This window comes from Kitasatospora sp. NPDC090308 (assembly GCF_044769485.1).
In the GTDB taxonomy this organism is placed as follows: Bacteria; Actinomycetota; Actinomycetes; order Streptomycetales; family Streptomycetaceae; genus Kitasatospora; species Kitasatospora fiedleri.
This window is the reverse complement of the sequence record NZ_JBIVXY010000001.1, coordinates 355641-381005: the sequence shown is the minus strand read 5'-3', so window position 1 is coordinate 381005 and position 25365 is coordinate 355641. Positions and strand designations below refer to the sequence as shown.

General features: G+C 74.0%; 21 protein-coding genes. 15 read left to right on the top strand and 6 right to left on the bottom strand.

What is annotated here, in order from left to right:
* The first annotated feature begins 195 nt into the window (after positions 1-195).
* From ftsZ to ACIQVD_RS01580, 6 genes are all read left to right on the top strand, one after another.
* Positions 196-1422 carry a cell division protein FtsZ gene (ftsZ, locus tag ACIQVD_RS01605; RefSeq protein WP_400688401.1) on the top strand — a complete coding sequence of 409 codons (1227 nt, stop codon included), beginning with the start codon at positions 196-198 and terminating at the stop codon, positions 1420-1422.
* Positions 1419-2153: a peptidoglycan editing factor PgeF gene (gene pgeF / locus ACIQVD_RS01600; RefSeq protein ID WP_402285261.1), complete on the top strand. Its 735-nt coding sequence runs from the start codon at positions 1419-1421 to the stop codon at positions 2151-2153. Before ftsZ ends, pgeF begins: the two co-directional genes overlap by 4 nt.
* Positions 2150-2938 carry a YggS family pyridoxal phosphate-dependent enzyme gene (locus tag ACIQVD_RS01595; protein ID WP_402285259.1) on the top strand — a complete coding sequence of 263 codons (789 nt, stop codon included), beginning with the start codon at positions 2150-2152 and terminating at the stop codon, positions 2936-2938. Before pgeF ends, ACIQVD_RS01595 begins: the two co-directional genes overlap by 4 nt.
* A gap of 195 nt (positions 2939-3133) precedes the next feature.
* On the top strand, positions 3134-3751 hold the full coding sequence (locus tag ACIQVD_RS01590) for a cell division protein SepF (RefSeq protein ID WP_111553148.1): 618 nt from the start codon (positions 3134-3136) through the stop codon (positions 3749-3751).
* A 76-nt stretch (positions 3752-3827) separates the two neighbouring features.
* Positions 3828-4118 carry a YggT family protein gene (locus ACIQVD_RS01585; RefSeq protein WP_030463138.1) on the top strand — a complete coding sequence of 97 codons (291 nt, stop codon included), beginning with the start codon at positions 3828-3830 and terminating at the stop codon, positions 4116-4118.
* A 46-nt stretch (positions 4119-4164) separates the two neighbouring features.
* Positions 4165-5502, top strand: a complete 1338-nt coding sequence (locus ACIQVD_RS01580) for a DivIVA domain-containing protein (RefSeq protein WP_402285256.1) — start codon at positions 4165-4167, stop codon at positions 5500-5502.
* 279 nt (positions 5503-5781) lie between these two features.
* Here the strand turns inward: ACIQVD_RS01580 and ileS are convergent, their stop codons facing one another.
* Positions 5782-8913: an isoleucine--tRNA ligase gene (gene ileS / locus ACIQVD_RS01575; protein WP_402285254.1), complete on the bottom strand. Its 3132-nt coding sequence runs from the start codon at positions 8911-8913 to the stop codon at positions 5782-5784.
* 582 nt (positions 8914-9495) lie between these two features.
* On the opposite strand from ileS, the gene ACIQVD_RS01570 reads away from it, so the two are divergent.
* The 3 genes from ACIQVD_RS01570 to ACIQVD_RS01560 all read left to right on the top strand — a co-directional run bounded on the left by ACIQVD_RS01570 (position 9496) and on the right by ACIQVD_RS01560 (position 11822).
* Complete coding sequence (locus ACIQVD_RS01570) at positions 9496-9999, top strand: TraR/DksA family transcriptional regulator (protein ID WP_400688390.1); 504 nt, start codon at positions 9496-9498, stop codon at positions 9997-9999.
* 67 nt (positions 10000-10066) lie between these two features.
* Positions 10067-10831: a signal peptidase II gene (gene lspA, locus ACIQVD_RS01565; RefSeq protein WP_400688388.1), complete on the top strand. Its 765-nt coding sequence runs from the start codon at positions 10067-10069 to the stop codon at positions 10829-10831.
* 121 nt (positions 10832-10952) lie between these two features.
* A complete protein-coding gene (locus ACIQVD_RS01560) occupies positions 10953-11822 on the top strand; it encodes a DUF3592 domain-containing protein (protein ID WP_402285251.1) in 870 nt (289 codons plus the stop codon).
* A 64-nt stretch (positions 11823-11886) separates the two neighbouring features.
* Here ACIQVD_RS01560 and ACIQVD_RS01555 read toward each other — a convergent pair whose 3' ends face one another.
* A complete protein-coding gene (locus tag ACIQVD_RS01555) occupies positions 11887-13401 on the bottom strand; it encodes an FMN-binding glutamate synthase family protein (protein ID WP_400688384.1) in 1515 nt (504 codons plus the stop codon).
* Between the two features lie 159 nt (positions 13402-13560).
* Between ACIQVD_RS01555 and ACIQVD_RS01550 the strand changes: the two genes are divergently transcribed.
* Positions 13561-14499 (top strand): RluA family pseudouridine synthase, encoded by a 939-nt coding sequence (locus ACIQVD_RS01550; RefSeq protein ID WP_400688382.1) that lies wholly within the window; start codon positions 13561-13563, stop codon positions 14497-14499.
* 1 nt (position 14500) lies between these two features.
* Positions 14501-14962 (top strand): GNAT family N-acetyltransferase, encoded by a 462-nt coding sequence (locus ACIQVD_RS01545; RefSeq protein WP_402285249.1) that lies wholly within the window; start codon positions 14501-14503, stop codon positions 14960-14962.
* Between the two features lie 236 nt (positions 14963-15198).
* On the opposite strand, the gene ACIQVD_RS01540 is transcribed toward ACIQVD_RS01545, so the two are convergent.
* Positions 15199-16221, bottom strand: coding sequence for a mechanosensitive ion channel family protein (locus ACIQVD_RS01540; protein ID WP_402285247.1), 1023 nt, complete (start codon positions 16219-16221; stop codon positions 15199-15201).
* 220 nt (positions 16222-16441) lie between these two features.
* Between ACIQVD_RS01540 and ACIQVD_RS01535 the strand changes: the two genes are divergently transcribed.
* Both ACIQVD_RS01535 and ACIQVD_RS01530 read left to right on the top strand, forming a co-directional pair.
* A complete protein-coding gene (locus ACIQVD_RS01535) occupies positions 16442-19270 on the top strand; it encodes an alpha/beta fold hydrolase (protein ID WP_402285245.1) in 2829 nt (942 codons plus the stop codon).
* Positions 19271-19346: 76 nt separating this feature from the next.
* Positions 19347-20222 (top strand): ABC transporter permease, encoded by an 876-nt coding sequence (locus ACIQVD_RS01530; protein WP_402285243.1) that lies wholly within the window; start codon positions 19347-19349, stop codon positions 20220-20222.
* 63 nt (positions 20223-20285) lie between these two features.
* Here the strand turns inward: ACIQVD_RS01530 and ACIQVD_RS01525 are convergent, their stop codons facing one another.
* From ACIQVD_RS01525 to ACIQVD_RS01515, 3 genes are all read right to left on the bottom strand, one after another.
* The gene (locus tag ACIQVD_RS01525) at positions 20286-20840 is read right to left on the bottom strand and encodes a hypothetical protein (RefSeq protein ID WP_402285241.1); all 555 of its coding nucleotides are present in this window, start codon (positions 20838-20840) and stop codon (positions 20286-20288) included.
* Between the two features lie 173 nt (positions 20841-21013).
* Entirely contained in the window at positions 21014-22942 is a 1929-nt protein-coding gene (locus tag ACIQVD_RS01520; protein WP_402285239.1) for a serine/threonine protein kinase, read from the bottom strand.
* A gap of 183 nt (positions 22943-23125) precedes the next feature.
* Positions 23126-24124 (bottom strand): serine protein kinase RIO, encoded by a 999-nt coding sequence (locus ACIQVD_RS01515; RefSeq protein WP_402285237.1) that lies wholly within the window; start codon positions 24122-24124, stop codon positions 23126-23128.
* A 374-nt stretch (positions 24125-24498) separates the two neighbouring features.
* Between ACIQVD_RS01515 and ACIQVD_RS01510 the strand changes: the two genes are divergently transcribed.
* Positions 24499-24912: a helix-turn-helix domain-containing protein gene (locus ACIQVD_RS01510; RefSeq protein ID WP_400688365.1), complete on the top strand. Its 414-nt coding sequence runs from the start codon at positions 24499-24501 to the stop codon at positions 24910-24912.
* On the top strand, positions 24909-25292 hold the full coding sequence (locus ACIQVD_RS01505; RefSeq protein WP_402285235.1) for a DUF4180 domain-containing protein: 384 nt from the start codon (positions 24909-24911) through the stop codon (positions 25290-25292). The genes ACIQVD_RS01510 and ACIQVD_RS01505 overlap by 4 nt, the downstream gene beginning before the upstream one ends.
* Positions 25293-25365 lie beyond the last annotated feature (73 nt).

The following is a 25365-nucleotide window of genomic DNA, read 5'->3' as shown; positions in this document are numbered from 1 at the left end:
AACACGCGCCGGTTGCGACCTACTGTCCTGTGTCAACGAGCTGTGCTCGACACTGAGGTGGCACGGGCACAGCCATAACCCTCAACCTCAAGTTTAGGGTTCGGGTTGGAACCACGTGCTTCCCACCCATCGACATCCGTCGGCCTTCACAATCCAGGGGAGCCGACCCGGAAATTCGAGGCGAGAGGCCCCGACGTGGCAGCACCCCAGAATTACCTCGCGGTCATCAAGGTCGTCGGCATCGGCGGCGGCGGAGTCAACGCCATCAACCGGATGATCGAGGTCGGGCTCAAGGGCGTCGAGTTCATCGCGATCAACACCGACGCCCAGGCGCTGCTGATGAGCGACGCCGACGTGAAGCTCGACGTCGGCCGCGAGCTCACCCGCGGTCTCGGCGCCGGCGCCAACCCCGAGGTCGGCCGGAAGGCCGCCGAGGACCACCGCGAGGAGATCGAGGAGGTCCTCAAGGGGGCCGACATGGTCTTCGTGACGGCCGGCGAGGGCGGCGGCACCGGCACCGGCGGCGCGCCCGTGGTGGCCAACATCGCCCGCTCGCTCGGCGCCCTGACCATCGGCGTGGTCACCCGCCCGTTCACCTTCGAGGGCCGCCGCCGCGCCAACCAGGCCGAGGACGGCATCGCCAGCCTGCGCGAGCAGGTGGACACCCTGATCGTCATCCCCAACGACCGGCTGCTGTCGATCTCCGACCGCCAGGTCTCGGTGCTGGACGCGTTCCGCTCCGCCGACCAGGTGCTGCTCTCCGGCGTGCAGGGCATCACCGACCTGATCACCACCCCCGGCCTGATCAACCTGGACTTCGCCGACGTCAAGTCGGTCATGTCGGACGCCGGTTCGGCGCTGATGGGCATCGGCTCGGCCCGCGGCGAGGACCGCGCCAAGGCCGCCGCCGTGATGGCGATCTCCTCGCCGCTGCTGGAGGCGTCCATCGACGGCGCCCGCGGCGTGCTGCTCTCCATCTCCGGCGGCTCCGACCTCGGCCTGTTCGAGATCAACGAGGCCGCCCAGCTGGTCAGCGAGGCCGCCCACCCGGAGGCCAACATCATCTTCGGCGCGGTGATCGACGACGCGCTCGGCGACGAGGTCCGGGTCACCGTGATCGCGGCCGGGTTCGACGGCGGCCAGCCGCCCGCCATCGTCCGCGAGCCGGTGGTGAAGTCGACCTCCTCGTCGTCCTCCGCCTCGTCCGCGACCCCGGCCCCCGCCCCGGAGCGCCCGGCCTCCCGCCCGTCCTACGGCTCGATCGGCTCGGTCACCCGCGCCGAGGAGCCGGCCCGGGCCGCCGAGGCCCCGGCCCCGGCGACGGCCACCGCCCCGCCGGTGCCGCCGCAGGTGCAGCCGGTCCGGCAGCCGTACGTCGAGAGCCCCGCCGAGGAGCTCGACGTGCCGGACTTCCTCAAGTGATCCATACGGTCTCCCGACACGGTGCTCACTTCGCCTCCACCACCCGGTGGGGCGGGGTGAGCACCGCGCCGTACGGGGAGCTCAACCTCGGCGGTGCGGTGGGCGATTCGCCTGAATCCGTCAAGCAGAACCGTTTCCTCGCGGCCCGGGAACTGGGCCTCGATCCGGCCGACGTGGTCTGGATGAACCAGGTGCACGGCGCCGAGGTCGCGGTGGTGACGGAGCGCCAGCCCGAGGGCACCGCCCCGACCGTGGACGCGGTGGTCACCGACCGCCCGCTGGCGCTGGCCGTGCTGACCGCCGACTGCACCCCGGTGCTGCTGGCCGACCCGGCCGCCGGAGTGGTCGGCGCGGCGCACGCCGGGCGCCCGGGCCTGGCCGCCGGGGTGGTCCCCGCCGCGGTCGCCGCGATGCGCGAACTGGGCGCCCGCCCCGAGCGGATGCTCGCCGCGATCGGCCCCGCGGTCTGCGGCCGCTGCTACGAGGTGCCGGCGGCGATGCGCGCCGAGGTCGCCGCGCTCGTCCCGGCCGCGCACGCCGAGACCTCCTGGGGCACCCCCGCGCTGGACGTCCCGGCGGGGGTCGCCGCACAGCTCGCCGAGGCGGGCGTGCAGGATGTGGTGCGATCATCCGTCTGCACCCTCGAGTCCGCCGACCACTACTCCTACCGCGGGGAGCAGCGCACCGGCCGGCTCGCGAGCTACGTCTGGCTGGGGCCCACACACTCATGACGAACGACATCTACGGCCCGTTCCCGGGCCGCGCCGAGTTCGCCGACGCGCTGACCGAGGGTCAGCGCGTCCGCTACGAGCAGCTCGGCGCCAACCTCGACGTGGTCGAGCGCCGGATCGCCGACGCCTGCGCGGCGGCCGGCCGCCGCCGCGCGGAGGTCACCCTGATCGTGGTGACCAAGACCTACCCCGCCGAGGACACCGCGCTGCTGGCCGGCCTCGGCGTCACCGACGTCGCCGAGAACCGCGACCAGGACGCCGCCCCCAAGGCCGAGCGCTGCGTGCAGCTCCCGCTGACCTGGCACTTCGTCGGCCAGCTCCAGACCAACAAGGCCCGCTCGGTGGTCCGCTACAGCGACCTCGTGCACTCGGTGGACCGCGACCGCCTGGTCGACTCGCTGGCCGCCGCCGTCCGCAACGCCGAACGGCCGCCGCTGGGCTGCCTGGTGCAGGTCGCCCTGGAGAAGGAGGCGGGGGAGGGCGAGCACCGCGCGGGCGTCGCCCCCGCCGAGGTGCGCGCGCTGGCCGACCGGATCGCCGACACGCCCGGCCTGCGGCTGGACGGTGTGATGACGGTCGCACCGCTGGCCGGCCCGCTGGCGGGCGACCCGGCGCGCGCCTTCGCGCGGCTGGCGGAAATCGCAAGCGACGTACGCGCGGCCCATCCGGCTGCAACCATGGTCTCGGCAGGGATGAGCGGGGACTTGGAGCAGGCGATCGCCGCCGGAGCGACACACGTACGCGTCGGTACGGCGGTGCTCGGAGTGCGGTCACCGCTCGGGTAACGTCACCGAGTAAGTAGATCAGACTGCAGGACAAAATAGGACAGAACCTAGCAGATGATCAGTCTGCTGGTAAACCGTGGATCGCATTCCGAGCGTACCTCCGCGGTCTGACGGACCGTCGGCCTGACAGGTCGTAGGAGGACCGCGGCATCCGCAGGGCGACACGGTGGGCGCATGAGCGGAGGAGACAGCAGCATGGCCGGCGCGATGCGCAAGATGGCGGTCTATCTCGGTCTGGTCGAGGACGAGACCTACGACAGCCAGGGGTACGACCCCGACGACGACTACGACGCGGACCCGGAGCCGATCCGCACCGGTCGGACCGAGGACCTCCGGGCCGCCCCCGCCCCCGCCGCACCCGTCCCGCAGCCGGCGCCCGTGGCGCACATCGCGCCCCAGCCGGTGCCCGCCGCGGTCCCGATCCGGCAGGAGCAGCCGCGGATGGCACCCGTGTCGTCCATCACATCCGAGCGTCACCGCAACCTGGAGAAGAGCACCCCGGTGATCATGCCCAAGGTCGTCAACGAACGAGAGCCGTACCGCATCACCACGCTGCACCCGAGGACCTACAACGAGGCCCGTACCATCGGGGAACAGTTCCGCGGCGGCACTCCCGTGATCATGAATTTGACCGAGATGGACGACACGGACGCCAAGCGGCTCGTAGACTTCGCCGCTGGACTCGTCTTCGGTCTGCACGGCAGTATCGAGCGCGTGACACAGAAGGTGTTCCTGCTGTCGCCTGCTAACGTCGATGTAACGGCGGAGGACAAGGCTCGGATCGCCGAGGGTGGGTTCTTCAACCAGAGCTGACCCGACCACGACTGCACGTGTGGGTCTGTTGACAGAGCGTCACTGACGGTACGTCGGCCAGGGAGAGGGAGACGCGATGGGGATCTTCGGTTCGGTGCTCTACTGGGTGCTGACCGTGTTCCTGCTGATCCTGCTCTTCCGACTCGTCATGGACTGGGTGTTCCAGTTCGCCCGTTCATGGCGTCCCGGGAAGCCCATGGTCGTGGTGCTGGAGGCCACGTACACTGTCACGGATCCGCCACTCAAGCTTCTTCGGCGTTTCATTCCGCCGTTGCGTCTCGGGGGCGTGGCGCTCGACCTGTCCTTCTTCGTACTGATGATCATTGTGTATGTCCTGATCTCGCTCGTGCAGCGCCTGTCGTTCTGAACGATGCGACAGGATGCCGGTCCGACGATCACGTTGAGGTGAAGAGATGCCATTGACCCCCGAGGACGTTCGGAACAAGCAGTTCACGACCGTCCGGCTGCGCGAAGGCTATGACGAGGACGAGGTCGATGCCTTCCTCGACGAGGTCGAAGCCGAGCTGACCCGCCTGCTGCGCGAGAACGAGGACCTGCGCGCCAAGTTGGCCGCCGCCACGCGTGCCGCCGCGCAGAACCAGGCCAACATGCGCAAGGAGCAGCAGGCCCCGCAGGACGGCGGCCGCCCCGGCGCGCCCGTCCCCGCCGCCATATCCGGCCCGCCGGTGCCCGGCCAGCAGGGCCCCGGTCCGCAGCAGCTCGGCGGCCCCCAGCAGGGCATGGGGAACCAGCAGGGCATGGGCAACCAGCAGGGCATGGGGAACCAGCAGGGCATGGGCAACCAGCCGCTCGGCCTGCCCTCCGGTGCCCCGCAGCTGCCCGCCGGCCCGCAGCAGGGCATGGGCGGCCCGATGGGCAACCCGATGCAGCAGCAGATGGGCCAGACCATGGGCGGCCAGCAGCAGTTGGTCCAGCCGATGGGCGGCCAGATGCTGCAGCCGATGGGCAACCCGATGCAGCAGCAGATGGGCCAGGGCATGGGCGGGCAGCAGCTCCAGCCCATGGGCGGCCAACTGCAGCCGATGGGCGGCCCGATGGGCAACCCGATGCAGCAGCAGCAGAACCCCGGTGGCGACAGCGCGGCCCGGGTGCTGGCGCTCGCCCAGCAGACCGCGGACCAGGCCATCTCCGAGGCCCGCTCCGAGGCCAACAAGATCGTCGGCGAGGCCCGCAGCCGCGCCGAGGGCCTGGAGCGGGACGCCCGCGCCAAGGCCGACGCCCTGGAGCGGGACGCCCAGGAGAAGCACCGCGTCGCGATGGGCTCGCTGGAGTCCGCCCGCGCCACCCTGGAGCGCAAGGTCGAGGACCTGCGCGCCTTCGAGCGCGAGTACCGCACGCGGCTGAAGTCCTACCTGGAGACCCAGCTGCGCCAGCTGGAGTCGCAGGCGGACGACTCGCTCGCCCCGCCGCGGATCCCCGCCACCGCGTCGCTGCCGCCGGCCGCGTCGTCGATGGCCCCCGCCGGTGCCAGCGCGATGTCCTCCCCGGCGCCGTCCTTCGGCTCCAGCCCGTCCTTCGGCGGGAACCAGTCCTTCGGCGGCTCCTCCTTCGGCAGCTCCTCCGGTGCCCCGTCCTTCGGCGGCGGCTCCTCGGCGGGCAACAACGGGGCGATGGCGCCGGCGGGCATGACCCAGCCGATGGCGGCCGTGCGGCCGCAGCCCCCGCAGCCGATGCAGCAGGCGCCCGCTCCGATGCGGGGCTTCCTGATCGACGAGGACGGCGACAACTAGCGGTTCCGGAACGCGCAACCGAAAGGGCGCCCTTGGCCATCGCGGCCGGGGGCGCCCTTCGCCGTGTGCGGAGCGGTGCGGCCGGGGGCGCGGGGAGCCCGCGGGCAACGGGGGGAACGTCGGCAGGACCGCGAGGAGGGCGGTGGTTCGCCGCCTCCTCGCCGTCCTGCCGCTGGTGCCCGGCCGGTCGCGCGGTTCCCCGCGCCCCCGGCCCCGTCGCCCGGCGTTCTCCCCGCGCCCCCGGCCCTGGCCTTCGCCGGGGGTGGGGGGACCGGGAGGTCAGACCTTGCGGAGGGTGAACTCCAGGGCGAGGTCCTCGTCGGTGAAGCGCGGGGCGTCGGGGTCGGTGATGGTCAGGCCGAGGGAGTCGGCCAGGACCTCCTCGGCGATCAGGGACTGGTGCTCGGTGAGACCGGCCAGGGTGTTCTGGTCGGTGGTGGCGAGCTGCAGGTGGATGTGGTCGACGATGTCGAGGCCGGAGACCTTGCGGGCGTCCTGGATCTGCCGGATCGCGTCGCGGGCCACGCCGAGGCGCTTGAGCTCGGGGGTGATCGTCAGGTCGAGGGCGACGGTGGCGCCGGACTCGTTGGCGACGGCCCAGCCCTCGCGCGGGGTCTCGGTGATGATCACCTCCTCGGGGGAGAGGGTGACCGGCTCGCCGTCCAGTTCGACCGTGGTGGCGCCGGTGGCGCGCAGCTCGGCGGAGAGCCGGGCGGCGTCGGCCGCGGCGACCGCCTTGGCGACCTCCTGGACGCCCTTGCCGAAGCGCTTGCCGAGCGCGCGGAAGTTGGCCTTGGCGGAGGTGTCGACCAGCGAGCCCCCGACCTCGGCGAGGGATTCGAGCGCGGCGACGTTGAGCTCCTCGGCGACCTGGACGCGCAGCTCGGCCGGGAGGTCCTCCCAGCCCTGGACGGCGATCAGCGCGCGCAGCAGCGGCTGGCGGGTCTTGACGCCGCTGCCGGCCCGGGTGGCGCGGCCGAGCTCGACCAGGCGGCGGACCAGCACCATCCGGGCGGCCAGCACCGGGTCGATCAGGCTCTCGTCGGCGACCGGCCAGCTGCTCAGGTGGACCGAGGCCGGGGCGTCCGGGACGACCGGGACGACCAGGTCCTGCCAGACCCGCTCGGTGATGAACGGGGTGAGCGGGGCCATCAGCCGGGTGACCGTCTCCAGCGCCTCGTGCAGGGTGGCCAGCGCGGCGGCGTCGCCCTGCCAGAAGCGGCGGCGGCTGCGCCGGACGTACCAGTTGGACAGGTCGTCGATGAAGCCGGACAGCAGCTTGCCGGCCCGCTGGGTGTCGTACGCCTCGTAGGCGGCGTCCACCTCGCCCACCAGGGTGTGCAGTTCGGACAGCGTCCAGCGGTCCAGCGGCTGCCGCTCGGCCGGGGCCGGGTCGGCCGCGGACGGGGCCCAGCCGGCGGCGCGGGCGTACTGGGCCTGGAAGGCGACGGTGCTCCAGAAGGTCAGCAGTGTCTTGCGGACCACCTCCTGGATGGTGCCGTGGCCGACCCGGCGGGCCGACCAGGGGGAGCCGCCGGCGGCCATGAACCAGCGCACCGCGTCGGCGCCGTGCTGGTCCATCAGCGGGATCGGCTGCAGGATGTTGCCCAGGTGCTTGGACATCTTGCGGCCGTCCTCGGCCAGGATGTGGCCCAGGCAGACGACGTTCTCGTAGCTGCTCCGGTCGAACACCAGGGTGCCGACGGCCATCAGGGTGTAGAACCAGCCGCGGGTCTGGTCGATCGCCTCGGAGATGAACTGCGCCGGGTAGCGCTTCTCGAACAACTCCTTGTTGCGGTACGGGTATCCGTACTGCGCGAACGGCATCGAGCCCGAGTCGTACCAGGCGTCGATCACCTCGGGCACCCGGACCGCGGTGGCGGAGCACTGCGGGCAGGGGAAGGTGACCTCGTCGATGTACGGGCGGTGCGGGTCCAGGCCGGACTGGTCGGTGCCGGTCAGCTCGGAGAGCTGGGCGAGCGAGCCGACGCAGGTCAGGTGGTCGTCCTCGCAGCGCCAGATCGGCAGCGGGGTGCCCCAGTAGCGGTTGCGGGACAGCGCCCAGTCGATGTTGTTGTTCAGCCAGTCGCCGAAGCGGCCGTGCTTGACCGTCTCCGGGTACCAGTTGGTGGCCTCGTTCTCGCGGATCATCGCGTCCTTGACGGCGGTGGTCCGGATGTACCAGGACGGCTGCGCGTAGTAGAGCAGCGCGGTGTGGCAGCGCCAGCAGTGCGGGTAGCTGTGCTCGTACGGGAGGTGGCGGAACAGCAGGCCGCGGGCGGCGAGGTCGGCGACCAGGGTCTCGTCGGCCTTCTTGAAGAACACCCCGCCGACCAGCGGCACGTCGGGGGCGAAGGTGCCGTCGGTCTCCACCGGGTTGACCACCGGCAGGCCGTAGCGGCGGCAGGTGGCGAGGTCGTCGGCGCCGAACGCGGGCGACTGGTGGACGATGCCGGTGCCGTCCTCGGTGGTGACGTACTCGGCGTTCAGGACGTAGTGGGCGTCCGGGACGGCGACCAGGTCGAACGGGCGCCGGTAGGCCCAGCGCTCCATCTCGGCGCCGGTGAAGGACTCGCCGGTGGCCTCCCAGCCCTCGCCGAGGGCCTTGGCCAGCAGCGGCTCGGCGACCACCAGGCGCTCGGTGCCGTCGGTGGCGACCACGTAGGTCACCCCGGGGTGGACCGCGGCGGCGGTGTTGGAGACCAGCGTCCACGGGGTGGTGGTCCACACCAGCAGGGCGGCGGTGCCGGCCAGCGGGCCGGAGGTGAGCGGGAAGCGGACGAACACCGACGGGTCGACCACGGTCTCGTAGCCCTGGGCCAGTTCGTGGTCGGACAGGCCGGTGCCGCAGCGCGGGCACCACGGGGCGACCCGGTGGTCCTGGACCAGCAGGCCCTTGTCGAAGATCTGCTGGAGCGACCACCAGACCGACTCGATGTAGGACGGGTCCATGGTGCGGTACGCCTGGTCGAGGTCGACCCAGTAGCCCATCCGCTCGGTCAGCTCGGCGAACGCGTCGGTGTGCCGGGTCACCGACTCGCGGCACTTGGCGTTGAACTCGGCGATGCCGTACTTCTCGATGTCCGGCTTGCCGGAGAAGCCCAGCTCCTTCTCCACCGCGAGCTCGACCGGCAGGCCGTGGCAGTCCCAGCCGGCCTTGCGGGCGACGTGGTAGCCCTTCATGGTGCGGTAGCGCGGGAAGACGTCCTTGAAGACCCGGGCCTCGATGTGGTGCGCGCCCGGCATGCCGTTGGCGGTCGGCGGGCCCTCGTAGAACACCCACTCGGGGCGGCCCTCGGACTGCTCCAGGCTGCGCTGGAAGACCTGCCGCTCCTGCCAGAAGGACAGGATCCGGTGCTCCAGGGCGGGCAGGTCGACCTGCTTGGGGACGTCGTTGTACGTGGGCGACATGGGGGCGTCTACCTCCGGCGGATGCGTGGACTGGCTCCGACGGAGGGACGAGGCGGCGAGCCGCCCCGCGGTACCACCCTCCTTGACCGCGCGCGCTGCGGCCCTCTCTTTGGGTTTGCGGCCGGTTCTACCGGGCCCGTGGCGGGCCTTTCTTCCGGCGGCTCCGGGGTGATCTTCCCGCCGCGCACACCCCCGGGCTCACACCGCCCCCGGGTCGCTCCTGGCTGCGTACGTCGGTACTCGTCCCATCTGCGCCTTGCACGGCCCAGTGTATCGGCCCCCGCAAGCGGCTTTGCGCATCCGTGAGCCGGGGCGCCGGGTGGTTAGGCGGGGGCGATCTGGGCACAACCTGTGCAGCGCGGACCCGACGGGGGCTGCGCGGGTGGGATCGGTGAGGCGCTTCGGTATGTCCCGTTGTGGGCTGATTCGATGGGGTTTATCGTTCCGGGACCGGCAAGATCGTCGGGAACCGACGCTTCTGATCATTCGTGAATGAGGTCGAAAGCCATGGCTGAGAAGGCGACAGGAACCGTGACCAAGGGGTCGCGCGAGGCCGTGGCGGGCGACCCAGGGGAGGGGACCGTGACTACTGCGCGGCGAAAGACCGGCACCACCGGACACACCGAGGCGACCAGCCGCACCCACGCGCCGGCGGGCACGGGGGCCCGCGGCGGCGCCGAGTCGGTCGACCCGGCCGAGCTGCCGGTCCGCCCCGGGGAGGACCCGTGGACGGCCGAGGAGGTCGCCGAGCTGCACGACGAGCTGGCCGCCGACATCGTCCGGCTGCGCGCCGAGATCGAGGCCTCCGAGGCCGCCATCGCCGGCCTGATGCGGGACTCCAACGACGGCGCGGGCGACGACCAGGTCGACGCCGGCACCAAGAACATCAACCGGGAGAGCGAGCTCTCGCTCGCCAACAACGCCCGCGACAGCCTCGCCCAGACCGAGCGCGCCCTGGCCCGCCTGGAGGGCACCGGCTTCGGCCTGTGCGAGTCCTGCGGCGAGCCGGTCGGCAAGGCCCGGCTGCAGGCCTTCCCGCGCGCCACGCTCTGCGTCAGCTGCAAGGCCAAGCAGGAACGCCGCTGACCGCCGGTGCCGGTCGACCGGCCCGCGGACCGGACAATCCCGGCCGCGGCGGCCAACGGGGCGGGTGGTGCCGTACCCTCGTCCCCAAGTACGTCGACCGGCATTCCACCCGGCATTCCACACGGCAGCGGAGCGGATCATCAGCACGCCAGGTTCCCACCAGACCCAGGACGACGCCGTCCCCCTCGCCCGGCCCACCGGGGCGGGTGAGCCGGTGACCCCCGCGGAGCCCGAACCGGCCGCGCCGGTCGCCGGTGCGACCGCCGCCGAGGGCATCCGGGTGGTGGTCCGGCGCCGCCGGATCAGCCTGCTGCTGGCCGTCGCGGTGCTGGCCTACCTGATCGACCTCGGCTCCAAGCTGCTGGTGGTCTCCAGGCTGGAGGGCCGCAGCGAGCCGATCAAGGTGATCGGCGACTGGATGACCTTCCAGGTGATCCGCAACGGCGGCGCCGCGTTCGGCATGGGCCAGGCGATGACGGTGCTGTTCACCGCGATCGCCGCCGGCGTCATCGTGGTGATCTGGCGGATCGCCCGCCGCCTGTACAGCCTGCCCTGGGCGATCGCCCTCGGCCTGCTGCTCGGCGGCGCGCTCGGCAACCTCACCGACCGGCTGTTCCGCTCCCCGGCGGTGTTCCGCGGGCACGTGGTCGACTTCATCTCGGTCCAGCACTTCGCGGTCTTCAACCTGGCCGACTCGGCGATCGTCTGCGGCGGCATCCTGGTCGTGCTGCTCTCCTTCCGCGGCTCCAACCCGGACGGCAGCGTGCACGGCGCCCCGCGCGCCGGGGCGGCGAAGCCGGAACCGGCTGCCGAGCCGGACCACGAGGGCTGAGCCCGCGAGAACCGAGCCCGCGTGCCCGTGTCGGACCCCCGGTCCGGCGGGCACCGCTGTGTCCGGGTTCGTCCGATCGGGCAGAGTGCTCCGGGACGGGACGGCGGCCGGGGAGGGACGCATGGGCTGGGACGGGTTCCTGCTGCTGTGGTGCGCGGGGTGGGGCGCGGTGGCGCTGGTCGGCGCGGCCAGGTCGCTGGCCGGGGTGACGAAGGCGCAGCGGACGGTCCGGTCGACCGGGCGGATCAGGGAGGTCGGCGAGCCGCGGCACGGCGCCTCCCGGACCGGCGGCATCCCGCTGGTGGTCGACTACCCGGACCCGGACACCGGGCGGCGGGTCACCGTGACGGACGACGAGGGGCGCGGCGAGAGCGTCACCGCGGCCTGGGCGGGCCGGGAGATCGGGGTCAGCCACCCGCGGGGCCGACCGCGGGAGTTCCGGTTCACCGACGCGCCGGAGCGGCCCGCCCGGGGGCTGGCCGGGCCGGCCGCCGCGCTGTTCGCGGCCTACGCGGGCCTGGTGGCGCTGGCCGCGGTCCGCTGGGCGTGGCCGTGGGCGCTGGTCGGCGGCGCCGGGCCGTGGGCGCTGTCCGGCCTGTGGTACCTGCCGGAGGCGGTCCGGGACCGGCGCGGGAAGCGGGCGCGGCTGGCCGCGATGGACGCGGTGCCGGGCCGGATCGTCGCGGTGTTCCGGGACGTCCGGGTCGACCCGGACGACGGCTCCACCCTCACCACCCGCACCCCGGTGGTGGCCTTCACCACCCGCGACGGCACCGCCGTCACCGCGCACTGCACCGCGCACCTGGCGGACCCGGCCAGGGCGCGCGGGCGCGAGGTGACGGTGCACCACACGCCCGCGGACCCGGCCGAGTTCACCCTGGACCCGGCGGCCGACCGCCGCTCCTGGGGGTGGGACACGGCGGTGCACGTGATCGCCGTCGTGCTGCTGGCGGCGACGGCCGGGGCCGGCGCGGTGCTGCTGCTGCGGTGAGGCGCGGGCGGCTGCCGCCGGTGCGGTGCTGCCGCGCCGGGGGACGCGGGCGGCGCGGGGCCGGTCAGGCGGTGAGCAGGGCGGTGATCTCCGCGGCGAGCTCCGGGCCGAGCCGGCCCCAGCCCTCCTTGTAGCCGTAGACCGCGCCCAGCGTGCGGGCCTCGTAGTCGCCGTTCAGCACCTCGATGTCGTCCGGGGTGATCAGCGAGGGGTGGGCGACGCCGAGCGCCGCGGAGACCTTGGTCAGCTCCCGGCGCAGGGTGCGCAGGTAGGCGGCGGCCCGGGCGGCCTTGGAGACCGGGTCGACGCCGCGGGCCAGCCACGGGTTCTGGGTGGCGACGCCGGTCGGGCACCGGTCGGTGTGGCACTTCTGGGCCTGGATGCAGCCGATGGACAGCATCGCCTCGCGGGCCACGTTGACCAGGTCGGCGCCCAGCGCGAAGGCCACCGCGGCGTTCTCCGGCAGGCCGAGCTTGCCGGAGCCGATGAAGGTCAGCCGGTCGGTCAGCCCCAGCTCGGCGAAGGTGCCGTAGACCCGGGAGAAGCCCATCCGGAACGGCAGCGCCACCGAGTCGGCGAAGATCCGCGGCGCCGCGCCGGTGCCGCCCTCGCCGCCGTCGACGGTCACGAAGTCCACGCCGCGGTCGCCGCGCGCCATCATCGAGGCCAGCTCCTGCCAGAAGCCCAGCTCGCCGACCGCGCTCTTGATGCCGACCGGCAGGCCGGTCTCGGCGGCCAGCAGCTCGACGAAGTCCAGCATCGAGTCGGCGTCGCCGAACGCGCTGTGCCGGGACGGCGAGGCGCAGTCCTTCCCGACCGGTATGCCGCGGATCCCGGCGATCTCCGGGGTCACCTTGGCGCCCGGCAGCATGCCGCCCAGGCCCGGCTTGGCGCCCTGGGAGAGCTTGATTTCGATCGCCCGGACCGGGGCGGACGCCACCACCTCCTTGAACCGGCGGAGGTCGAAGCGGCCGTACTCGTCGCGGCACCCGAAGTACGAGGTGCCCAGTTGCAGGACCAGGTCGCCGCCCCGGCGGTGGTAGGGGGACAGGCCGCCCTCCCCGGTGTTGTGCAGCGCGCCGGCCTGCGCGGCGCCCTCGTTCAGGGCGGTGATCGCGGCGCCGGAGAGCGAGCCGAAGCTCATCGCGGAGACGTTCACCACGCTGGTCGGGCGGAACGCCCCGGCGCGCCCGCGCGGGCCGCCCAGCACCTTGGCCGAGGGCAGCGGGGCGTCCGGGTCGTGGGCGTCGGGCAGCGGGCCGGCGAAGGTGCGCTGCTTCAGGTAGGCGTGGCCCTGGACGTGCGCGACGTCCACCTCGGTGCCGAACCCGGAGTAGTTGTTCTCCTCCTTGGCGGAGGCGTAGATCCAGCTGCGCTGGTCGCGGCTGAACGGGCGCTCCTCCTCGTTGGAGGTCACGATGTACTGCCGCAGCTCCGGGCCGATCCGCTCCAGCAGGTAGCGGGCGTGCCCCGCCACCGGGAAGTTGCGCAGCAGCGCGTGGCGCTTCTGCATCAGGTCGCGGGCCGCGAGCGCGGCCACCGCGGCCGCGGCGGCGGTGCCGATGGTGCGGGCCTTCATGGGCGTTCCCCCCTCGGGTCCGGCCCCGTCGCCGTCGACCGGGCCGTCGTGTGGTGGTGCAGGGCGATGCTAGGAGGCGTCCCGGAGCGGCCCGCGGCCAGGGGGTGCGGGGGCCCCGGTGGGGCCGGGGGGAGGTGCGGGTCGGGCATACTCGGGTGGGTGAGCATCGCAGCGCAGACCCGTAGCCTCCCCGTACCCGACGGCCTGGAGGGCGAGCGGCTGGACGCCGCCCTGGCCCGGATGTTCGGGTTCTCCCGCACCAAGGCCGCCGAACTCGCCGCCGAGGGCAAGGTGACGCTGGACGGCGCGGTCGCGGGGAAGTCGGACCGGGTCACCGCCGGGTCCTGGCTGGAGGTCGAGATCCCGGCCCCCGCGGCGCCGGTGCAGATCGTCGCCGAGGCCGTCGAGGGCATGCGGATCATCCACGACGACGACCACGTCGTGGTCATCGACAAGCCGGTCGGCGTCGCCGCGCACCCCAGCCCCGGCTGGACCGGACCGACCGTGATCGGCGGCCTGGCCGCGGCCGGCTACCGGATCTCCACCTCGGGCGCCGCCGAGCGGCAGGGCGTCGTGCACCGCCTCGACGTCGGCACCTCCGGGATCATGGTGGTCGCCAAGTCCGAGCGGGCCTACACCGACCTGAAGCGGCAGTTCCACGACCGGGTCACCGAGAAGAAGTACAACGCGCTGGTCCAGGGCCACCCCGACCCGCTGTCCGGCACCGTGGACGCGCCGATCGGCCGGCACCCCAGCAGCGACTGGAAGTGGGCCGTCACCCGGGACGGCAAGCCCTCCGTCACGCACTACGACCTGATCGAGGCGTACCGGGCCGCGTCCCTGCTGGACATCAAGCTGGAGACCGGCCGCACCCACCAGATCCGGGTGCACATGTCGGCGCTGCGCCACCCCTGCGTCGGCGACCTCACCTACGGGGCCGACCCGACGCTGGCCAAGCGGCTGGGCCTGACCCGGCAGTGGCTGCACGCCGTCTCGCTCGGCTTCGAGCACCCCGAGGACGGGCGCTGGGTCGAGTTCAGCTCCACCTACCCCGAGGACCTCCAGCACGCGCTGGACGTCATCGCGGCGGAGAGCTGAGATGGACGTCTCGATCCGGGTGGTCGACGGGGAGCCGGACCTGGCGCTGGCGCGCCGCGTCCGGCACGAGGTGTTCGTGGTCGAGCAGCAGGTGCCCGCGGAGCTGGAGTACGACGAGTACGACGCGACCTCCGCGCACCTGCTGGCCGTCGGTCCGGGCGGGGCGGCGCTCGGCACCGCCCGGCTGATCTCCGGCGCGCAGGCGCTGGGGCTCACCGGCGGGGTCGAGGGCCGGGTGCTGCTGGGGCGGCTGGCCGTGGTCGGGTCCGCCCGGGGCACCGGGCTGGGTGCGCGACTGGTGCGCGCCGTCGAGGAGCTGGGCCGCGAGCGCGGGGCGCGCGAGGTGGAGCTGCACGCGCAGGTGCAGGCGCTCGGGTTCTACGAGCGGCTGGGTTACGTGGCGGAGGGGCCGGTGTACGACGACGCCGGGATTCCGCACCGGACGATGACGCGGGTGCTGTAGCGGCCCCGCCGGCCGCCGCCCCGGGGCCGGTCCTCCTCGGGCCTGTCTTCGGACCCCCGTCTGCCCCGCAGCGCCTGGCACCCACTCTCGCCGCACCGGGCAGAGAGCCGAGTACATCCAGTACGAGGCCCTCCGCCCGGCACGCCGAGAGCACGCACCAGACGCCGCAGGGCTACGACGGGGGTTCGAAGACAGGCCCTGGTGCCGCGGCAGGCCACCTTCGCCCGGTCGCGGCACTAGGCCCGGTCCCACTCGGTCCGGACCCGGGGCAGCGACTCGGGGTGGTGGTCGCGCAGGTACGCCAGCAGGTGTTCGCGGGCGGCCAGGCGCAGGGCGGCGGTGGTGTCCGGGTCGCGGGCGGTCATGGCGGCGCGGACGACGATGGTGGACGGGGTGGTGTCGGTGACGGTGAGCGACCACTCCCGGCCGTCCCAGAGCCCGCTGCCGGCGAGGTAGCGCTCCAGTTCGGCGCGCAGCTCGTCGACGGGGGTGCGGTGGTCGAGGTGCAGCAGCGCCCAGCCGAGCAGGCCGGGGTCGCGGCGGGTCCAGTTCTCGTACGGCCGGGCGACGAAGTAGGAGACCGGGACGACCAGGCGGCGGTAGTCCCACAGGCGCAGCACCAGGTAGGAGAGGGTGATCTCCTCGACGGTGCCCTGCTGGCCGTCCACGACGACGGTGTCGCCGATCCGGACGGTGTCGCTGAAGGCGATCTGCAGGCCGGCGAAGAAGTTGCCCAGGGCGGACTGGGCGGCGATGCCCGCGATGATGCCGATGACGCCGGCCGAGGCGAGCAGGCTGGTGCCGACGGTGCGCATGGTGTCGAAGGTGAGCAGGAGCGCGCCGACGGTGACCGTCCAGACCGCGGCGGAGCCGACCCGGCGGACCAGGCCGAGCTGGGTGCGCACCCGCCGGACCCGGGAGGCGTCCTCGGTGACCGTCTCGTAGCGGCTGAGGAACGCCTCCAGGACGGCGGCGAGCACCCGGACGGACAGCCAGCCGAGCGAGGCGATCAGCACCAGCAGGACGCCGTGCCGGACCGCGGCGTCGTCACTGTGCAGGACGCGGTGGACCGGCCGGGCGGCGAGCAGCAGGGCGGCGAGCAGCACCAGTTGGAGCGGGACGCGGCAGCGGCGCAGCAGGCCCCAGACCGGCGCGTCGGGGCGGCGGGCGGCCAGGCGCTGGAGGACCTGGTCGACCAGCCAGCCGGCGAACAGGGTGGCGAGGACGGCGGTGAGCAGGCTGGCGAGCGGCCAGAGCACGGGGCACCTCGGGTGGCGTCCGGTACGGGGGAGTCCGGTACGGGGAGTCCGGTAGCGGGGGATTCGCACCTTATCGTGGGGTGCGGCGGGGTTCCGGCAGCCGTGCCGGGGCGGGTCGAGACGTGCCGGGCCGGGTCGGGCAGGTGCGGGTCGGGCCGGGTCGGGCCGCGTCGGCGGGCTGATGGTTTCCTTACCTGCCGCCCGGTTAGGATCACCTGCCATGGGCTTCGGTGGGGCGTGGCGAAGGTGGCTGACCCGGCGCAGGGCGGTGCTGGCCGGTGGAGTGGCGGCCGCGCTGCTGGTCGGCGGCGGGGCGGTCGCGGTGGCCGGGCAGCCGCAGCGGGTGCACCGGGAGGACCGGTTCCTGGAGCTGCCGGAGGTCGCGGGCAGCACCGAGAGCGTCCGGATCGACACTTCCTTCTTCACCGCGGGCGGCTCCGGGCGGCGGCCGGCGGTGCTGCTGGCGCACGGATTCGGCGGCTCGAAGGACGAACTGCGCGGGCGCGCCGAGGAGTTGGCCCGGCACGGGTACGCGGTGCTGACCTGGTCGGCGCGCGGGTTCGGGAAGTCGACCGGGCAGATCGGGCTGAACCAGCCGGAGCGCGAGGTCGCCGACGTCTCCCGGCTGGTGGACTGGCTGGCCCAGCGCCCCGAGGTGCAGCTCGACGGGCCGGGCGACCCGAAGGTCGGCGTGACCGGCGCCTCGTACGGCGGGGCGGTGTCGCTGCTGGCCGCCGGGTACGACCGCCGGATCGACGCGATCGCCCCGCAGATCACCTGGTTCGACCTGGCCGACGCGCTCTTCCCGCAGGCCGCGCAGGGGAGTTCGGCCGCCGACGGGGTGTTCAAGAAGCTCTGGGCCGGGATCTTCTTCACCACCGGCTCGTCGTCCGGGCTGGGTTCCGGGCTGGGTTCCGGCCTCGGCTCCGGCTCCGGTTCGGACCAGGGTTCCGGTTCCGGCTCCGGCCCGGGCTCCGGTTCCGGCTCCGGCGCTGAGGCGGGGACGGCCGCTCCGGGGTCAGGCCCGGTGGGCTGCGGGCGGTTCCGGCCCGAGCTGTGCGCGATGTACAACCGGGTCGCCGCCGCCGGGCGGCCGGACGCGGACGCGGTGGCGCTGCTGGAGCACTCCAGCCCCGCCGCGGTGGCGGACCGGATCAAGGTCCCCACGCTGGTGGTCCAGGGCCAGCAGGACTCGCTCTTCCCGCTCGACCAGGGCGACCGGATCGCCAGGGCGGTGGCCGCGAACGGCGCGCCCGTCGCGGTGGACTGGTTCGGCGCGGGCCACGACGGCGGCCAGGAGACCAGCACCCGCGCGGACGCCCGGGTCACCGCCTGGTTCGACCACTACCTCAAGGGCGACGGCGCGGACACCGGCCCCGCCTTCCGGGTCACCCGCACCGGCGGCGTCGACTCGACCGGCTTCCAGGCGGTGCTGCGCGGCGCCGACGCCGACGCCTACCCCGGCCTGGACGGCACCGCCCGGCGCGGCGTCGAACTGACCGGCCCGGAGCAGCGGATCGCCAACCCGCCCGGCGGCGCGCCGCCGAACATCTCCACCCTGCCGGGCATCGGCGCGCTGGCCCAGCTGTCCTCGGTCGGCGCGGGCCTGTCGATCGACTTCCCCGGCCAGTTCGCCTCCTTCGACTCGGCCCCGCTGACCGGCGCCCTGCACCTGACCGGCGCCCCGTCGGTGTCGGTGCGGGTGCGCGCCGACACCCCCGAGGCGGTGCTGTTCGCCAAGCTGTACGACGTCGCCCCCGACGGCAAGCAGAGCCTGCCGCAGCAGCTCGTCGCCCCGCTGCGGGTGACCGGCGCGGACGCCGACGGCGGGCGGACGGTCCAGGTCGCGCTGCCCGCCGTCGACCACGAGTTCCCGGCCGGGCACCGGCTGCGGCTGGTGCTGGCCGCCACCGACCTGGCGTACGCCTCGCCCGCCCAGGCCGCCACGTACACCGTCGCCGCGGCCGGGCCGCTGAGCGTGCCGACCGTGCCCGGGCTGCGCACCGAGTCGGCGCCGCTGCCCGCCCGCACCTGGGTGCTGCCGCTGGTCGCGCTGGCGATCGGCGCGCTGCTGGTCTTCGCCCGGCGGCGCCGGGACACCACCCCCGCGCCCGAACCGGAACTCGCCGACGTGCCGCTGCAGATCACCGGCCTGACGAAGAAGTACAAGGGCGCCACCGACCGGTACGCGGTGCGGGACCTCTCCTTCCGGGTGGAGGCCGGGCAGGTGCTCGGCCTGCTCGGCCCCAACGGCGCGGGCAAGACCACCACGCTGCGGATGCTGATGGGCCTGATCCGCCCCGACGCGGGCGAGATCCGGGTCTTCGGCCACGCGATCCGGCCGGGCGCGCCGGTGCTCTCCCGGGTCGGCGCGTTCGTCGAGGGCGCGGGCTTCCTGCCGCACCTCTCCGGCCGGGCCAACCTGGAGTCGTACTGGGCGGCCACCGGACGCCCCGTCGAGGACGCGCACTTCGCCGAGGCGCTGGAGATCGCCGGCCTCGGCGAGGCACTGGAACGCGCCGTGCGCACCTACTCGCAGGGCATGCGCCAGCGCCTGGCGATCGCCCAGGCCATGCTCGGCCTGCCCGACCTGCTGATCCTGGACGAACCCACCAACGGGCTCGACCCGCCGCAGATCCGCGAGATGCGCGAGGTGATGGTCCGGTACGCCGCCGCCGGGCGCACCGTCATCGTCTCCAGCCACCTGCTCGCCGAGGTCGAGCAGTCCTGCACCCACCTGGTGGTGATGGAGCGCGGACGGCTGGTGGTCGCCGGACCGACCACCGAGATCACCGGCGCGGGCGAACAGCTGCTGGTCTCCGTCGAGGACGGCTTCGACGGGACCGCCGCGGTCGCCGAGAAGCTGGCCGAGCTGGTCGGCGTCGGCGCCGCGGAGGCGGTGGACGGCGGGCTGCTGGTCCGGCTGGACGGCCTGCCCGCGAGCCGGCTGACCGCCGAACTGGTGCGGCTGGGCGTGCCGGTGACCGGCATCGGGCCGCAGCGACGGCTGGAGGACGCCTTCCTGTCCCTGATCCGAGGAGCGGCATGAGCGGGACTGCGAGCGGAACGAGCGGAACGAGCGGAACGAGCGGGACTGCGAGCGGGACTGTGATCGGAGGGGTGGCATGAGCGGCACCGTGCTCGGTCCCGGGGTCGAACGGGACACCGCCGCGCCCGGCTACCGGCCCGGCCGGACGCTGCCGCTGCGGGTCGAGGCGATGCGCCAACTGCGCCGCCGCCGGACCCTGGTGGTCGGCGGGGTGCTGGCCGCGCTGCCGTTCGTCGTGCTGGCGGCGTTCCAGATCGGCGGCACGCCCGGGCGGGAGAACCGCACCACGTTCATCGAGCTGGCCACCGCGTCCGGGGCGAACTTCGCCGCCACGCTGCTGTTCATGGGCACCGGCTTCCTGCTGGTCATCCCGGTCGCGCTGTTCGCGGGCGACACGGTGGCCTCCGAGGCGAGCTGGTCCTCGCTGCGCTACCTGCTGGCCGCGCCGGTGCCCCGGGCCCGGCTGCTGGTGCGCAAGTTCACCGTGGCGATGGTGTTCTCGGCCGCCGCGGTGGTGCTGCTGCCCGCCGTCGGACTGGTGGTCGGCACCGCCGCGTACGGCTGGGGCGACCTCAGGCTCCCCACCGGGGCGACGCTCTCCGCCGCCGAGGCGCTGCCCCGGCTGGCGGTCGCCGTGCTGTACGTGTTCCTGGCCGAGATCGTGGTCGGCGCACTGGCGTTCTGGCTCTCCACGGCGACGGACGCCCCGCTCGGCGCGGTCGGCGGCGCGGTCTTCGCCTCCATCATCACCGGCGTGCTGGACGCCGTCACCGCGCTCGGCTCGCTGCGCGAGTGGCTGCCCGCGCACTGGCAGTACGCCTGGGCGGACGCGCTGCAACCGCAGTTGGAGTGGGGCGGCATGGTGCAGGGCGTGGTGCTGTCGCTGTCGTACGCGGTGGTGCTGCTGGCGCTGGCGTTCCGCGGGTTCGCGGCGAAGGACGTGGTGTCCTGAGGGCTGTGGCTGTGGCCGTGGGAGGGGGAGGGGGCGGGACGGGGGTGCGCCGGGTGCGGCCGGTCAGCGGGCGCCGTCGCGGACCAGGAGCAGGTCGAGGTCGAGGGCGTGGGCCCGGGAGGCCCAGACGGGCAGGTGCTCGGTGAGGAACCAGGCGGCCTCCTCCAGGTCGTCCTCGTCCAGCGCCTCGACGTCCTGCTCGTGGATCGACTCCGAGGCCAGCAGGGAGAGTTCGGCGAGCAGGTCGGCGGTGTCGGTGCGGGCCGCGAGGGTCGGGTACGGCCACGGCCAGTCGTAGGCGGCGTCGGCCGGGAACGGCCACGGGCGGGACCAGAGCGCGGCCAGGGCGGGCAGTTCGAGCGCGGTGAAGACCTCCGTCAGCTCGTCCCAGTGCCGCCCCGGGACGGAGACCGCGCCCAGCGGCGTGCCGAACGCGCCCGCCAGGGCGGGCAGCAGGGCGGTGTAGCGGGAGTCCGCGTCGGCGCGCAGCCGACCGGAGAGCAGCTCGGTGAGCGCGGCGGAGGACGGCACGCCGGGCAGTACGCGCTCGCCCGAGCCGGGGAGGCGGTGCAGGACGGCGGCGTCCACCGCGAAGGCGGAGAAGTACTGTTCGGCCATGCCCCGCATTCTGCCCCGGCCGGGCGACAACTCCATTGGCGGGTAGCGGTGTTGGACGGCGCACCGGTCGGGGGGCGGTGTGCCGGGCGGGCGGTGCGGGCGCGAAGTGGGTGCGGTGCGGGCGTGGAGCGGGTGGGCGGCGGGTGGCTGGCGGCCGGGGGTGCGGGGCGGGGTCAGGAGAAGCGGAAGAGCTGGGTCCTGGCGCCGGGCGTGCAGGTGCCGACGTTCAGGGCGTTGCCGCTGCCGCTGTCGGTCAGGCAGCTCTGGACGCCGTAGCCGAACTTCAGCTGGAAGGTGCCGGAACCGGCGTCGGCGAGCGTCCAGTAGGCCATGTCGCCGTAGGAACTGGCCCCGGCGAGTTCGGTGGTGTTGGGGCTGCCCGCGTAGGGGGCGCCGAGGCTGACGCCGCTGCTGGCCGCGCAGGCGGTGAAGACCGTCACGCCGTTGCTGGTGCTCATGACCCAGCCGTAGGCGGTGTGGCCGCCGGACACCACCGGGACGCCCGCGCTGACGGCGTCGGCGCCGAGGCCGACGGAGCGGCCGCTGCCGACGTTCACCAGGTGGCCCCAGCCGCTGCCGCCGCAGCCCTTGGCCGGGCCCGAGGAGGAGGCGGGCGGGGTGGTGGCGGCGGGGGTGGCGGGGGTGGTCGGCTTGGGCTGGTTCGGGGTGTTGCCGGAGCCGGAGCCGGTGCCACTTCCGGAGCCTGAGCCGCTGCCCGTGCCCGGGTTGCTGCCGCCGCCCGAGCCGTTCGCGGTGCCGCCCGAGTTGCCGCCGTTGCCGGAACCGCCGCCGCTGCCGCCGCCGTTGGCGGTGCCCGGGTTGCTGCCGGTGTCCGCGCCGGGGGCGGTGTTCGGCGGGACGGGGTTGCCCGCCGGGTCGGTGGCCGGGGCGGAGGCGGGCGGGGTGGGGTCGGCCTGGACGGTGCCGGAGGCGGCGGCGGACGGGGCGGCGCCGTCGGCGGTGCCGGTGGCCGGCCCGCCGGGGCCCGGCGTGGAGCCGGACGCGACCTGCTGCTGGTCCTGCTTCTGCTGCCAGGGCAGCAGGTCGAGCTGCTGGGCCGTCACGCCGCCGCCGGTGACCAGTACCACCGGCAGGATCAGGGTGGCCAGCCGGCGGCGCGCGGCCCGCTTGTCCCCGGCCGCGGCGGGGGCGGTGGGCGCGAGGGCCGCGACGGGGGCGGGGGCGAGGACGGGTGCGGGCGCGGGTACGGGTGCGGGGACGAGCGGCGGGGCCTCGACGGGTTCGGGCGGGTCGAGCACCGCGCCGAGCCCGGTCGGGGTGGACATCGCCTGCCGGGCGGCGAGCGCCATCGCCGCCGCGTCCGGGTAGCGCTCCCCGGGCTGCTTGGCGAGCGCCCTGGTGACCACCGCCCGGACCGGCGCGGGCACCTCCGCGGGCAGGTCGGGCAGCGGCTCGCGGACGTGCTTGAGCACCACTTCGAGCGGCGTCCCGCCGGTGAACGGCACGGCGCCGGACAGCAGTTCGTACAGCACCACGCCGACCGAGTACAGGTCGGAGGCGGCCGAGGCGTCCTTGCCCTCGGCGCGTTCCGGGGCCATGTACAGGGCGGTGCCGATCACCGCGTGGGCGGTGGTGATCCGGGTGTCGGCGAGGGTGCGGGCGATGCCGAAGTCGGTGACGGTGATCCGCCCGTCCTGGTCGATCATCAGGTTGGACGGCTTGATGTCCCGGTGCACGATGCCCTGCCGGTGCGCGGCGTGCAGCGCGTCCAGCACCTGGGCGGCGACGTCCAGCGCCCGGTCGGGCGGGAACGCGGTGCGGCCGCGGGCCTTGTCGAGCGGCTTGCCGGTGAGCAGCTCCATCACGATGTACGCGGTCCGCGCGCCGGGCTCGCCGTCGTCCTCGCCGTAGTCGTGGATGTGCACCACGCCGCGGTGGTTCATCGCGGCCAGCACCGTCGCCTCGCGGCGGAACCGGGCGGCGAAGACCTCGTCCTCCATCAGCGCCGGGAGCACGATCTTCACCGCGACCTGACGGCCCAGCACCTGGTCCTCGGCCCGCCAGACCTCGCCCATGGCGCCGCTGCCCAGCCGTTCGGAGAGGGCGTAGCGGCCCCCGAGCACGGTCCCCCGACCCCACATGTCCCGCAGTCCCCCGAGCATGTTGTATGGCTTGTCAGTAACGATTCTGACCGTTCGAACGCGCGCTGGGAAGCCGGTACCGCCCCCCGTCCCGCCCGACCGCGGCGACTCTACACCTGCGGTGCGGAGCAACTGCCGGTCGGGCGGGGCGAGATGAGGCGAGGTCAGGCCGCGGGGGAGCGGTCAGCGGCGCAGGCGGGCGTCGGCGGCCAGGGAGTCGACCAGGGCCTCGACGCTCGCGGGCGGGAGGCCGCGGGAGACGAACCAGGCGCCGACGTTCCGCACGTCCCGCTCCAGGAAGGAGAGGCCGCGCGGGTTGGCCACCACGTCGACGATCTGCGGGACGTCGATGATCACCAGGCGGCCGCGGTGCACCAGGATGTTGTAGGCCGAGAGGTCTCCGTGGGCGTAGCCGTCGTAGGCCAGCAGCGCGAGGCTGCGGCCCAGTTGGCCCCAGAGGTCCTCGATGTCGGCCTCCTCGGCGCGCAGTTGGGCCAGCCGGGGTGCGGCCGTGCCGTCCTCGTCGCCGACGAACTCCATCAGGATCTCGGTGCCGGTGATCTGCACCGGGTACGGCACGGCGACGCCGGCCGACCAGAGGCGGCACAGCGCGCCGAACTCGGCCGCCGCCCACTGGCCGGCGATCGCCTCCTTGCCGAAGGCGGTGCGCTTGGCCATCGCCCGGCTGATCCGGGTCTCCTTGTGCTGGCGGCCCTCCAGGTAGCCGGAGTCCCGGTGGAACATCCGGTGCTGGGCGTCCCGGTACCGCTTGGCGGCCATCAGGGTGCGGCGGCCGGTGCCGGGGACGGCGCGCTCCAGCAGGAACACGTCGGCCTCCTTGCCGGTCTTCACGATGCCCAACTCGGTGTCGACGGCCGCGAGTTCGGTGACGACCCAGTCGGGGCGCGGCTCGGGGCCCTTCTCGGTCGGGGTGGACTGGTCCCAGGTGGACCAGCGGTCGCCGACGGCCGGGCCGTCGGCGACGGGGGCGGAGAACTCCTGCTCGGCGTCGGTGAGGGTCCCGTCGGCGGTGTCGTGCTCGTCGTCGGCGGCCCGGTAGGAGGCGAAGTAGTCGTACTCGGGCTGGGAGTCGTCGAAGCGGTCGGCCCGGCGGCCGCGACGGGAAGCGCCCTTGGGGCGGATGCGGGAGAAGGAATCGCTGTCGGCAAAGCGCTCGCGCACTGCGGTGGCTCCTGGTGGGGTGGCCCACCGGGGCGCGGAGTGCCGCGCGGTCAGCCGGTGGGACGAAGACGGGGGGAGGCGGATGGCGCGCACACGAAGGCGCGCCGCGTCACGGCGGCAACCATCGGTCTGCACCCCCTCTCGTCGGGCCCGCGGGCGCACGGCGGCGCGGCGGGACGGTGACCACCCTAGCGAGGGCTGCGCGCGACGCAAGGGGTTTTTCGGCGGGGCGGGCGGCGGCGGGGTGCGTGGCCGGGCGCGCAGTTCCCCGCGCCGCTGACGGGGCCGGGAGGGGTTTCTTGAACGCTCGGCGTGGTGGGCGTCAAAGTCCCCTATCTGGCTGTACGGTTGGGATGGATAGGGAAGGATGGGGAATGAACGATTTCTACTCGGTCGAGGACGTGGCCGAGCTGCTCGGGCTGCACGTGAAGACCGTGCGGGGGTACGTGCGGGACGGGAAGCTCAAGGCGGTGCGGATCGGGAAGCAGTACCGGATCGCCCGGGCGGAGGTGGAGGCGTTCACCGGGGGCGGGGTGCCGCTGAAGCCGGCCCGGGTGGACGCCTCGGCGGTGGTGCAGGTGGAGGGGGTGGGCGCGCGGGACGCCGATCGGCTGGTGACGGGGGTGCTGGCGGCGGCGAACGCGTGGTCCGGCGGGCCGCGGCCGCTGTGGGTGCAGGCGGTGCGGGAGGAGGAGCGGAGCGTGCTGCGCTTCGTGGTGATGGGGCCGCCGCGGCGGGTGGCGGACGTGCTGGCGCTGGTCGACGACCTGACGGGAGAGGTGCGGTGACGGACGTTCGGGAGCTGGGCGGGGCGCGGGTGCTGGTGGCCGCGGCCGAGGGGGAGGTGGTGGCGGGGGAGCGCGCGGCGCTGGACCTGCTGGGTGACGCGTACCACCGGGAGGCGTCCTGGGTGGCGCTGCCGGTGGAGCGGCTGGGGGCGGAGTTCTTCCGGCTGCGCAGCGGGGTCGCGGGGGCGGTGGTGCAGAAGTTCGCGCAGTACCGGACGGGCCTGGCGGTGGTGGGGGACGTCGCGGCGTGGGTGGCGGAGTCGGACGCGCTGCGCGACTTCGTCCGGGAGAGCAACCGCGGTCGGCAGCTGTGGTTCGTCGAGGACCTGCCGGAGTTGGCCGGGCGGCTGGCGGACCGGGGGGCCGTCCGGGGCGGTTGACTTGCGGACGGGGTCTTCCGGTGACAGGTGACATGTGCAATTGTACATGTCACCTGGCCGTCGGGGCACCTCG

Excerpts from the sequence above, each read along its gene's own strand:
- ACIQVD_RS01595 (WP_402285259.1), top strand. The coding sequence starts at position 2,150 with ATGACGAACGACATCTACGGCCCGTTCCCGGGCCGCGCCGAGTTCGCC.
- ACIQVD_RS01590 (WP_111553148.1), top strand. The coding sequence starts at position 3,134 with ATGGCCGGCGCGATGCGCAAGATGGCGGTCTATCTCGGTCTGGTCGAG.
- ACIQVD_RS01585 (WP_030463138.1), top strand. The coding sequence starts at position 3,828 with ATGGGGATCTTCGGTTCGGTGCTCTACTGGGTGCTGACCGTGTTCCTG.
- ACIQVD_RS01580 (WP_402285256.1), top strand. The coding sequence starts at position 4,165 with ATGCCATTGACCCCCGAGGACGTTCGGAACAAGCAGTTCACGACCGTC.
- ileS (WP_402285254.1), bottom strand. The coding sequence starts at position 8,913 with ATGTCGCCCACGTACAACGACGTCCCCAAGCAGGTCGACCTGCCCGCC.
- ACIQVD_RS01560 (WP_402285251.1), top strand. The coding sequence starts at position 10,953 with ATGGGCTGGGACGGGTTCCTGCTGCTGTGGTGCGCGGGGTGGGGCGCG.
- ACIQVD_RS01555 (WP_400688384.1), bottom strand. The coding sequence starts at position 13,401 with ATGAAGGCCCGCACCATCGGCACCGCCGCCGCGGCCGCGGTGGCCGCG.
- ACIQVD_RS01545 (WP_402285249.1), top strand. The coding sequence starts at position 14,501 with ATGGACGTCTCGATCCGGGTGGTCGACGGGGAGCCGGACCTGGCGCTG.
- ACIQVD_RS01535 (WP_402285245.1), top strand. The coding sequence starts at position 16,442 with ATGGGCTTCGGTGGGGCGTGGCGAAGGTGGCTGACCCGGCGCAGGGCG.
- ACIQVD_RS01530 (WP_402285243.1), top strand. The coding sequence starts at position 19,347 with ATGAGCGGCACCGTGCTCGGTCCCGGGGTCGAACGGGACACCGCCGCG.
- ACIQVD_RS01525 (WP_402285241.1), bottom strand. The coding sequence starts at position 20,840 with ATGGCCGAACAGTACTTCTCCGCCTTCGCGGTGGACGCCGCCGTCCTG.
- ACIQVD_RS01520 (WP_402285239.1), bottom strand. The coding sequence starts at position 22,942 with ATGTGGGGTCGGGGGACCGTGCTCGGGGGCCGCTACGCCCTCTCCGAA.
- ACIQVD_RS01510 (WP_400688365.1), top strand. The coding sequence starts at position 24,499 with ATGAACGATTTCTACTCGGTCGAGGACGTGGCCGAGCTGCTCGGGCTG.